This is a genomic window from Pseudoalteromonas fenneropenaei, assembly GCF_042643375.1.
Lineage (GTDB): Bacteria > Pseudomonadota > Gammaproteobacteria > Enterobacterales > Alteromonadaceae > Pseudoalteromonas > Pseudoalteromonas fenneropenaei.
In genome coordinates this window covers 34,823-41,333 of record NZ_JBHRSD010000007.1, presented here as the reverse complement: position 1 = coordinate 41,333, position 6,511 = coordinate 34,823, and the positions used below count along the sequence as shown (strand labels likewise).

Here is a 6,511-nt window from a genome sequence, read left to right as displayed (position 1 = left end):
GCGTGACAGGCCGGTATTCTAACCAACTGAACTACCGCTCCACTTTGGGTATTTTTTAAGTGTTGATTCACTGCGTTTGAGACTGTGCTGTCTAAAGTGGCGGAGCGGACGGGACTCGAACCCGCGACCCCCGGCGTGACAGGCCGGTATTCTAACCAACTGAACTACCGCTCCACTTTGGGCATTTTTAAGTGTTTGTTCACTGCGTTTAAGACTGTGCTGTCTGAAAGTGGCGGAGCGGACGGGACTCGAACCCGCGACCCCCGGCGTGACAGGCCGGTATTCTAACCAACTGAACTACCGCTCCACATTTCTGTGCTGCTGGACTGTGTGCCCTGACAGCGGCGTGAATAATACGAATCGCCCCTATCCGAGTCAACAGTTTTTTTGAAAAAATACGGTCATTTTAGTCATCTGACATCGAAAGGTTCAAAATTTCACCTGATTTGTCTTTTTTTCCACCATTTCCCCCCACTTTTTCTTGCTCATTTTCTAACTCGTCTAAATCTAACGGTTTTTTCTTACCGAAACGCGGCAAACTAAAATGAGGTAAAATGGCTTTTCCTTGCACAAATACCCGTACAGCTAACCAACCTATCAGTAAGATCAACACATTGCCCAGTGCAATAATGGCAACAAAAGCAGCTGTCGATAAACTCGGTTCAGGTTCTGGTTCGGGTAACTTTTGTTCCTTGACGATTGGTTTTGCCAATTCAGGGACTTTTTCAATCGGTCTTTCTATTTCAAACTTATACATTGGCAATGTTGCCATAAACTCGCGCCCATTGGCATTTTCTCCAAACGCAGAAATGTCTACACTATAACGCCCCCAATCATAGTTTTTAATTGGTAAAGTCCGATACAAACGCGTTTCCTTGGGCAAGGTAAAGAGTTGCTCTTCACCATTGGGATAAAAGATTTTTCCCTGCAGGATAACCGTTTCAGGCTTAGCAACTTCTGGATTAATGCGAATTTGCAGTACATGGTCATCTGGTGAATCGTGTTCTGACATATCCAGATTAAAGTCAAACGGCGGCTCTGCAACCACCAGTGGACTTTTCACTACACGACGTTTCAAGATTGGGGTTTGGATAGAAAACTCTGGGCGCCACTCGCCGGCCGGAAACGACAACTTAAATTCGCCAGTAAATACGCCATCCATCGGCCGCTCATCAAATCCTTGTCCATCGTCACGAAATTCGGTCACGCTTTGCGTGCCGGCACCAAAGTTGGCATACTGATCATTATTGGTACTAATAAATTCCACATATAAGGTCACCACTTCACGAAAGTAGCCAGACAAAATCGGCTCGCCATCATTCAATACCCGTGCCGTTACTTTAATTGTTTCACCTCGAAAGATAAGCGGCGGCAATGGATCGACATCCAGTGTGATATCGCCAAGCACTAAGATCCGACTGTCAGGCTGGATTTGCCCAAGTACCTGCCAAGGCCCCGGTGTGGGCTTCTTGATGATAATAAGGTCATAGCTGACTTCGTCATACCATTCCAAGTTTTCGTTATTCATGGCGTGATTAGGATAGAGCTTGCTGCCATCCGGTTGGACTAACACTACTGCCGGTGAGCCGGGACGACGGAAAAATAAAAATGTGACTTTCTCGACCTCATAGTCAATACGAAAACGGTTATTTAGCAGCGGCACTTCGTTCATCACGCCATCGCGCTTGAGCATGGTTAAGCCATACTTTTTAGTGTCTTGTTCACTTTGTGTGACTGCTTGCGTACAAAAACTGCAAACTAGCGCCAAAAATAGGCTAATACCTGCCGCTAACTTCATGCCGTTCCTCTTATTGTTTTGCCCATAATGTTTCGCCACTGGCTTTTGCCACCAGCTGTAGGCGTTCTTCATGTGCTAACAGTTCATCTGCAGTGGCGTATACTACGCGCAGTGGCGCACGAGCTCCATCCAAGCGACGGATCCCACCTTGGTTTGCCTGCTCTGCAACTTCAGCACCGTTATTGAGATTCAGCTTGGTTTGGCCACCTGTCATCGCCAAATAGACATCAGACAAGATCTCAGAATCCAGCAATGCGCCGTGTAATGTCCGCTTTGAGTTATCTATATCGTAACGACGGCAAAGCGCATCCAAGCTGTTCTTCTGACCAGGATGCATTTTTCGCGCCATCAATAAGGTATCTAGCACCTGACAGATATCATGGGTCTTTGGATAGCCGCGATTCAAGGCTGCAAACTCATGATCCATAAATCCGACGTCGAACGGCGCGTTATGAATGATGAGCTCTGCACCTTGAATAAATTCTAAAAACTCTGCTGCGACATCAGCAAATACTGGCTTGCCGCGCAGGAACTCATTAGTAATACCGTGCACATCTATCGCTTCTTCTTCAATGTCACGCTGCGGATTAATGTAAACATGGAAATTATTGCCGGTAAGACGGCGATTAATCAGTTCCACACAACCAATTTCGATGATCCTGTGGCCAGCTTTGGGATCAATACCTGTGGTTTCAGTATCGAGTACGATTTGTCTTTTAAGCATGTTGCGAACCGCGTAACTTTGATAAGGTATACATTTATTTTGTCATTCTACATAAAAAGCGGGAAATGCGTGCAAAAAACCGTAGAGATTTATACTGATGGTTCCTGTTTGGGAAACCCGGGTCCTGGGGGATATGGGGTTTACATGCGCTATGGACAACATGAGAAAAAACTGAGCCAAGGCTATCAACTCACCACCAACAATCGCATGGAGTTAATGGCCGCTATAGTCGGGTTAGAGTCACTGACGCGGCCGTGTCAGGTTAAACTAGTGACCGATAGCCAATATGTTAAACAAGGTATTGAGTCTTGGGTAGCAAACTGGAAGCAACGTAACTGGCGTACCGCCGCGAAGCAACCAGTCAAGAATGTAGATTTATGGCAACGTCTCGACGCTATCTGCAATAAACATCAAGTAAAATGGCATTGGGTTAAGGGTCATAGCGGCCACGAGTATAATGAATTGGTGGATACCTTAGCGCGTGAAGCCGCTACCAGTAGCAATTTGCTCCCCGATACCGGCTATCAACCAGATTAAGCAATTGCGCTTATTGACGCGGCAAACGCGGCTGTTGCTGCGTCTGCCTCAGGCCTGCACTTTTCACTGGCGCAAAGCTCGGGCGTGCTCTGGCATGCCATTTAGGTTTAATTGGCGTCAATGGCAATACGCGTTTGCGCGCAACTAGCATATACACACTGCCCATCGGCTTTAAATAATGGCGGCAAAAACGTCGCCAAGGTGCAAAACGTGATAAGCGACTGCCTCGCGCCAATGAAGAGTAAATAAAACGCTCGTCACCAACAATTTCAAACCCCAATAAATCTAGCCAATCTTTCACCCGAGCTGGCGTAAAAAATCGCCCTGACCAAGGCAGCTTTTGACTGCTAAATGGCAAAATATGCGCAAGCCCAGCTAGGCTAAATGGATTAAAACCCGTGATCAGGATATAACCACCGGGGATTAAGGTGCGGTGTGCTTCGCGCAAGATATGGTGTGGATCGGAATGATACTCAAGGCATTGGTTCAAAATACACGCATCAACACTGTTTTCATAAAACGGCAATTCATCAATTTCGGCAAACACCCCGACATGCTGACCAAAAGGGGCAACGCAAACTTGGTGTTTAATCGGGCTTTTTGAGGTATCTATTTGCCCGCTTAGACTGCCTAGTTTTAACATATGGTAACCAAACATGCGCGGCAACCAGGTCGACATTTTCCGCTCAATATCACAACGCAAATAGTCGCCATGTGGAAAATCTTGCCAATCGAGTGGTTTGGGGCCTTGTAAAAAACTCAGGGCTGGTTTCATTGTGGTGACTCGCTTTTACCTGTGACCGTCGGACGACAAGTGGACGGCGTTAACTCCGTGCATTTTAAAACGCCACGGGGTTATACTGTGTGCTACCACACTTTAACGAGCAAAACTTGATGGCGCAAGATGTGACTCTGCAGATAACTCCGCTTCCTGCTTATAATGATAACTATATATGGCTGGTCACGACAGCCCAGCAAAACACGGCTTATGTCGTTGACCCCGGTGATGCCAACGTGGTCATCGCGGCATTAGCAAAGCGCGAGCTGACGTTAAAGGCTATTTTGCTGACCCATCACCATTGGGATCACACTGATGGTGTCGCCCAATTACGCGCCGCTTTTCCGGAGTGTGAAGTTTATGGTCCTGCTGACGGAAAATTTCAGAATATTAGCATTGGCCTCTGCGATGGGGACTATATCCAACTGTTTGATGTGCCAGTGGCAGTCATGGCTACACCGGGTCACACCCTAGATCACCTCTGCTATATTGGTGACGGCTTTGCCTTTACTGGCGACACTTTGTTCCACGGCGGCTGCGGCCGGCTGTTTGAAGGCTCAGCCGAGCAAATGTGGCACAGTTTACAGCGCCTTAATACGCTGCCCAGCGACACACACATTTACTGTACCCATGAATACACCCTAGCGAATCTAGCCTTTGCGAGCGCCGTAGAGCCGCATAATCAAACGCTGCAAGCTGAAATAGAGCGCGTCAAGCAGTTGCGAGCGCACCATCAAGTATCCTTGCCAACCACATTAGCGATGCAGCGTCTGGTTAATCCGTTTTTGCGAGCTGAAGAAAGCGCTATTTTGGCATTGTGCCCTGCACAATACCTCGGCAAAGATAATGCACCATGGCAACGTTTCGCGGCATTAAGACGCTGGAAGGATAATTTCTAGCAAAACAAACTTTAATCCCTATTTTTAACAATCAGTTACAGTTATCACTTGGCTGTTAAATGTGTGGCAAATTGTCCTTGCGACTTATTTATACTTCAAAAAACCCCGCCTTACGGTTAGACTTGTCGAGTTTTTGCCAAAGTTAGGGTCAAATATGAAAACATACCCGCTCGTTTTCGTCATTGCCGCACTCTTATCTGGGTGTCAGTCATTGACGGGGAGCCATCAAAATACCGCTGCGTCACACCGCACAGCCCAGCATGCTTCGCCTAGCGAAGTTAGCAATGCTTTATTTGGCGCCAATCAGGTTGTTGAAGCAGAAGATGAAGCTGCTCCCGTTTTTGATGATGTCTGGGAACGTATTCGCTACCAGCTTACTATTCCTGTGCCGCAAAACCGCCCTGTGGTTGCTGAGCGCAATTATTATCAAAATAATCAAGCGTACTTAGACCGCATTGCCAAACGCGCAGAGCCTTACTTGCATTTTATCGTTGAAGAAGTTGAAAAACGTGAAATGCCGATTGAGATTGCACTGCTGCCTATTGTTGAAAGTGCTTTCGATCCTTACGGCTTCTCGCATGCGAGCGCCTCTGGCATTTGGCAATTTATGCCACAAACCGGTGAGCGTTTTGCACTTAAGCAAAACTGGTGGTTTGATGGCCGCCGTGACATAGTGCAGTCGACGCGCGCCGCATTAGATTACCTAACTTACCTACATAACACCCTTGATGGTGATTGGTTAAATGCCATTGCTGCTTACAACTCAGGCGAAGGTCGCTTACTCAACGCGATTAAAAAGAATCGTAAAAAGCATTTACCGACTGATTTTTGGTCGCTCGATTTACCCCGAGAAACCACCGCATATGTACCAAAATTATTGGCTTTGTCTGACTTATTAAAACGTCAGGATGAGTTTGCAGTTAAATGGCGACCGATTATTAATGCCCAAGTTGTTGATACTGTTGATATCGGCAGTCAAATTGACTTAGCACTGGCGGCGGATATGGCGGGCATAACGTTGACCGAATTGTATCGCTTGAACCCAGGCTTCAATCGTTGGGCAACCGCCCCTGAAGGTCCTCATGTGCTATTACTACCGATTGATAAAGTCGCAGAGTTCCAAACTAAGCTTGCCAGTACAGCCATAAAAGACCGCTTACGCTGGCAATATTATCAAGTTGCCAAAGGCGATAGCTTGTCTGTTATCGCCAAAAAGTTCTCCACCACACCAAATGCAATTCGTACATTAAACCATATGGACAACAATACCATACGGGTTGGCCAGCAATTGCTAGTACCGCTCACAGAAGGCAGTTTACAAGCTGAGCATTTACCTAATGCGGTGCGTGTTGCAGCAAATCAAAGTACTCAAGAAAAGCAAACTCACATCGTGAAAAGTGGCGATACTTTGTGGGATATCAGCCGTGAATACGATGTTACCATCAAAGATTTGGCGAGCTGGAACAAACTTAAAGACGATGCCGTGCTGCGCCTTGGGCAAAAACTCACTGTGTATAAAACTAAGCCCGGCAGTAATGATGTGATTGCTGCAGCCAATGCTGCACAAGCGGTTAATCGCACCATTACTTACAAAGTACGCCGTGGCGATTCATTAGCGCGTATCGCCAGCAAGTTTAACCTTGAGGTTGACGATATTGTAAAATGGAACAATCTTGAAGGGCAAAAGTACTTGCAGCCTGGTCAGCAGCTAAAACTTAAGGTTGACGTGAAAAACTCTTAGTACTCTGCAGCAAAAAACATAAAAGGGCGTGAAG

6 protein-coding genes and 2 tRNA genes are annotated in these 6,511 nt (G+C 46.7%); 3 read left to right on the top strand and 5 right to left on the bottom strand.

Translation table 11 applies throughout. The annotated features are described in order from the left end of the window. Positions 1-97: 97 nt before the first annotated feature. From ACFOEE_RS03970 to dnaQ, 4 genes are all read right to left on the bottom strand, one after another. A tRNA-Asp gene (locus tag ACFOEE_RS03970) sits at positions 98-174 on the bottom strand. 56 nt (positions 175-230) lie between these two features. Then, positions 231-307: transfer RNA gene (locus ACFOEE_RS03965), tRNA-Asp, on the bottom strand. Between the two features lie 99 nt (positions 308-406). Then, positions 407-1,798, bottom strand: a complete 1,392-nt coding sequence (locus ACFOEE_RS03960) for a TIGR03503 family protein (RefSeq protein ID WP_377121147.1) — start codon at positions 1,796-1,798, stop codon at positions 407-409. 10 nt (positions 1,799-1,808) lie between these two features. Then, positions 1,809-2,522: a DNA polymerase III subunit epsilon gene (gene dnaQ / locus ACFOEE_RS03955; protein WP_377121145.1), complete on the bottom strand. Its 714-nt coding sequence runs from the start codon at positions 2,520-2,522 to the stop codon at positions 1,809-1,811. A 69-nt stretch (positions 2,523-2,591) separates the two neighbouring features. On the opposite strand from dnaQ, the gene rnhA reads away from it, so the two are divergent. Beyond that, entirely contained in the window at positions 2,592-3,059 is a 468-nt protein-coding gene (rnhA, locus tag ACFOEE_RS03950) for a ribonuclease HI (protein ID WP_377121143.1), read from the top strand. A 10-nt stretch (positions 3,060-3,069) separates the two neighbouring features. Here the strand turns inward: rnhA and ACFOEE_RS03945 are convergent, their stop codons facing one another. Next, the gene (locus ACFOEE_RS03945) at positions 3,070-3,834 is read right to left on the bottom strand and encodes a class I SAM-dependent methyltransferase (RefSeq protein WP_377121141.1); all 765 of its coding nucleotides are present in this window, start codon (positions 3,832-3,834) and stop codon (positions 3,070-3,072) included. Positions 3,835-3,953: 119 nt separating this feature from the next. Between ACFOEE_RS03945 and gloB the strand changes: the two genes are divergently transcribed. After that, the gene (gene gloB, locus ACFOEE_RS03940; RefSeq protein WP_377121149.1) at positions 3,954-4,736 is read left to right on the top strand and encodes a hydroxyacylglutathione hydrolase; all 783 of its coding nucleotides are present in this window, start codon (positions 3,954-3,956) and stop codon (positions 4,734-4,736) included. A 154-nt stretch (positions 4,737-4,890) separates the two neighbouring features. Continuing rightward, on the top strand, positions 4,891-6,477 hold the full coding sequence (locus ACFOEE_RS03935) for a lytic transglycosylase (RefSeq protein WP_377121138.1): 1,587 nt from the start codon (positions 4,891-4,893) through the stop codon (positions 6,475-6,477). Positions 6,478-6,511 lie beyond the last annotated feature (34 nt).

Excerpts from the sequence above, each read along its gene's own strand:
- ACFOEE_RS03960 (WP_377121147.1), bottom strand. The coding sequence starts at position 1,798 with ATGAAGTTAGCGGCAGGTATTAGCCTATTTTTGGCGCTAGTTTGCAGT.
- dnaQ (WP_377121145.1), bottom strand. The coding sequence starts at position 2,522 with ATGCTTAAAAGACAAATCGTACTCGATACTGAAACCACAGGTATTGAT.
- ACFOEE_RS03945 (WP_377121141.1), bottom strand. The coding sequence starts at position 3,834 with ATGAAACCAGCCCTGAGTTTTTTACAAGGCCCCAAACCACTCGATTGG.
- gloB (WP_377121149.1), top strand. The coding sequence starts at position 3,954 with ATGGCGCAAGATGTGACTCTGCAGATAACTCCGCTTCCTGCTTATAAT.
- ACFOEE_RS03935 (WP_377121138.1), top strand. The coding sequence starts at position 4,891 with ATGAAAACATACCCGCTCGTTTTCGTCATTGCCGCACTCTTATCTGGG.